Raw genomic sequence first — 2,927 nt, forward strand, 5'->3', positions numbered from 1 at the left:
CGTCCCTCCCGTCGTCGTGCCGCGGATGGCTCCGCTGCGCGGGGGAGTGCAGCGCTATGGCGAGGCGGTCGTACGGCAGATGCTCGGGGCGAACTACGTCCGTGACGAGCCCTACGAGCCCCCGACGAGGTTCAACTGATGTACGACGGCATCGTCCAAGACCTCATCGACGAATTCGGTCGGCTGCCCGGCATCGGGCCCAAGTCGGCGCAGCGCATCGCCTTCCACATCCTCCAGTCGCCGACGTTCGACGTCTCCCGACTGTCGACGCTCCTCGGCGAGATCCGTGAGAAGGTCAAGTTCTGCGAGGTCTGCGGCAACGTCTCCGAGCAGGACCGCTGCTCCATCTGCCGCGACCCGCGTCGTAACGAGGCCCTCATCTGCGTCGTCGAAGACGCCAAAGACGTCGCCGCGATCGAGCGCACCCGAGAGTTCCGCGGCCTGTACCACGTCCTCGGCGGCGCGATCAGCCCCATCGCCGGCATCGGTCCCGACGACCTGCGCATCACGCAGCTCATGCAGCGCCTCGCCGACGGCACGGTGCAGGAGGTCATCCTCGCCACCAACCCGAACCTCGAGGGCGAGGCGACGGCCACGTACCTGAGCCGGCTGCTGCACACCCTCGAGATCCGCGTCACCCGCCTGGCATCCGGTCTTCCCGTCGGCGGCGACCTCGAGTACGCCGACGAAGTCACCCTCGGCCGCGCGTTCGAAGGACGCCGCACGCTCTGAACGGCGGCGGCGGGCGGACGGCGCGCCGCACGCTCTGCGCCCCGGCGGCCGGACGGCACGCCGCACGCTCTGAGCCCCGGCAGTCCGACGCTGCGCGCCGCGCCGCCGCCACCGTCCTGGTGAGACGTCCGAAGGTGCGCGGCGCGAGGCGTCGCCCGCAGGGGTGATCTGCGGGTGAACCCCGAGCGTTGAGCGCCCGTGTACCCGGTGTTCATCCGCCGATGGACCTACGGATACCGCGCCACGGCACTTTTTGCCTACGGACTGCAGTCCGGGTGCCCGACCCTTCAGTTCTGCGGCCGTCAGACAGGGGTACCCGTGAGCGAGACGCTCTCCGATCGCACAGTGCGGCGCGCGCGGATCGTGTTCGACACCTTCCGGTCGATCCACGATCCGCGGCTCAGCGCGTGGTTGCTGTTCCGTTCCCACCTCCTGCCCGAGTGGTCGATGACCGCCGGCAGCCTCGGCGAGAGCACTCCCGAGGCCGCCCTCACCCCGCTCGGCGTGTTCGGAGTGTGGCGCCTGCTGGCCACGAACAACCGCGAGCTCGCTCGGTGCGCCCGGGTCTTCGCATCCCCGCGGGCGGCGTTCGACGCCGTGGTCGCCGAGCAAGCCCGGGTGGAGGAGATGACGGTGACCGCCGTGCGGGGACCGCAGTCGACGACACACGGATGGGTCATCCGCCGCGGCGATCGTCCCGTGCTCACCGCGGCGCGTTGGTACGAGTCGGCGAGCGAGGCCGCAGCTGCCGGCCGGGCCGCCAGCAACGCCCTCGGCACGGCCGAGATCGCCCAGGGCGTCAGCATCGGCACCGCTTCCGGGCGACGCACCCGCGTCGTGATGAACACCCCGTGATCGTGGCGCCCAGCCTCGTCCTGTCCTGCGCGGGATCGTCGTGACGACGGGTCCGGGCCTCATCGCCGGCCGGTTCCGCCTCGAGGGACTCCTCGGCTCGGGTGGGACGGCATCGGTGTTCGCGGCCACGGACACGCTCCTGAATCGCCCGGTGGCCATCAAGCTGCTGCATCCGCACTTGTCCGAGAGCGAGGCTCTGCGCGAGGCCTTCCTCGTCGAGGCCCGGCGCACCGCCGCGGTGTCCCACCCGGGGATCGTCGAGGTGGTCGATGTCGGCACCTTCCAGGACGGTGCGGTCACGATCGCGTGGATCGCCCAAGAACGGCTGGAGGGAACGACGCTCGCCGAGCACGTACTCGCCCACGGTCCGCTCGGTGCCGCGGCCGTCCGCGGCATCGGCGTGACGATCCTCAGCGCCCTGGAAGCGGCCCACGCCGTCGGCCTGGTCCATCGCGACGTCTCCCCGGCCAACGTCCTCGTGCGTTTCGAGGGGGCCGAGCCCGTGCGCACGACCCTGCTCGACTTCGGTTTGGCGGATGCCGCGGGCCGCGACGCGCGCGGAGACGACGTCCTGCGCAGTTCGGCATCGGCGACCGCCGGGGTGGTCGGAAATGCGCAATACGCCTCGCCCGAGCAGTTGCGCGGCGAGCCGGTCGGCGTCCGCGGCGACGTCTACCAAGTGGGCGGTCTCCTCTACTTCGCCCTCACCGGACGGGCACCGTTCGAGGGCGGCGACCGGGATGCCGTGGTGCATGCGCAGCTGTCGGCGCCGCCGCCCGTGGCCTCGGTGCGCGCCCGCGGGGTGTCACCGGCGCTGGACCGCGTCCTCGTGCGGGCGATGCTCAAGGACCCCGCCGACCGCTTCGCCGACGCGGCCGAAATGCGGCGCGCGCTGGAGGCCGCGGCGCCGGCGCCGGCCCCGGAGCACGCGACCCGCGTGCTGCGCCCGGTATCCAGCGTCGCCCCGATCCTCGCCCCTGCCCCGGCGGCCGACACGGGCGCCGTCGACACCCCACGCCCCCGCGGCGACGGCCCGGGCTGGGCGACGGCGGCGGTCGTGATCGCGGTCCTCGCGCTCGTCGCGGTGGCCGTTCCCCTCATGGCCACGGCGGGGCGCCCCGGACCGGGAGCGGCGCCCACCGCGACGGCATCGTCGTCGAGCACTCCGGAGGCCTCGCCCACGACTCCCGTTCCCCCCGCCGCGGTCCCCGACGACGCGGTCGTCCCCGACCTGGGTTCGCTCGAGCAGACCCTCTCGGCGATCCAGGCCGCCGGGCTCGTGGCGGGCGCGGTGACCACCCAGGACTCCTCGCTCGCGGCGGGCACGGTGATCTCCGCCG

3 protein-coding genes are annotated in these 2,927 nt (G+C 72.9%); all 3 read left to right on the forward strand.

What is annotated here, in order from left to right; all coding sequences use genetic code 11:
* The first annotated feature begins 138 nt into the window (after window positions 1-138).
* Window positions 139-732, forward strand: a complete 594-nt coding sequence (gene recR / locus LQV45_RS23600) for a recombination mediator RecR (RefSeq protein ID WP_138178246.1) — start codon at window positions 139-141, stop codon at window positions 730-732.
* Between the two features lie 318 nt (window positions 733-1,050).
* On the forward strand, window positions 1,051-1,587 hold the full coding sequence (locus LQV45_RS23605) for a hypothetical protein (RefSeq protein ID WP_230009074.1): 537 nt from the start codon (window positions 1,051-1,053) through the stop codon (window positions 1,585-1,587).
* A 40-nt stretch (window positions 1,588-1,627) separates the two neighbouring features.
* Window positions 1,628-2,927 (forward strand): serine/threonine-protein kinase (locus LQV45_RS23610; RefSeq protein WP_230009075.1); only part of this gene is annotated, 1,300 nt, incomplete at its 3' end.

It is taken from the genome of Microbacterium sp. Bi128, from assembly GCF_918698205.1.

Bases quoted from the DNA above. Each gene is read 5' to 3' on its own strand.
- recR (WP_138178246.1), top strand. From the start codon at position 139: ATGTACGACGGCATCGTCCAAGACCTCATCGACGAATTCGGTCGGCTG.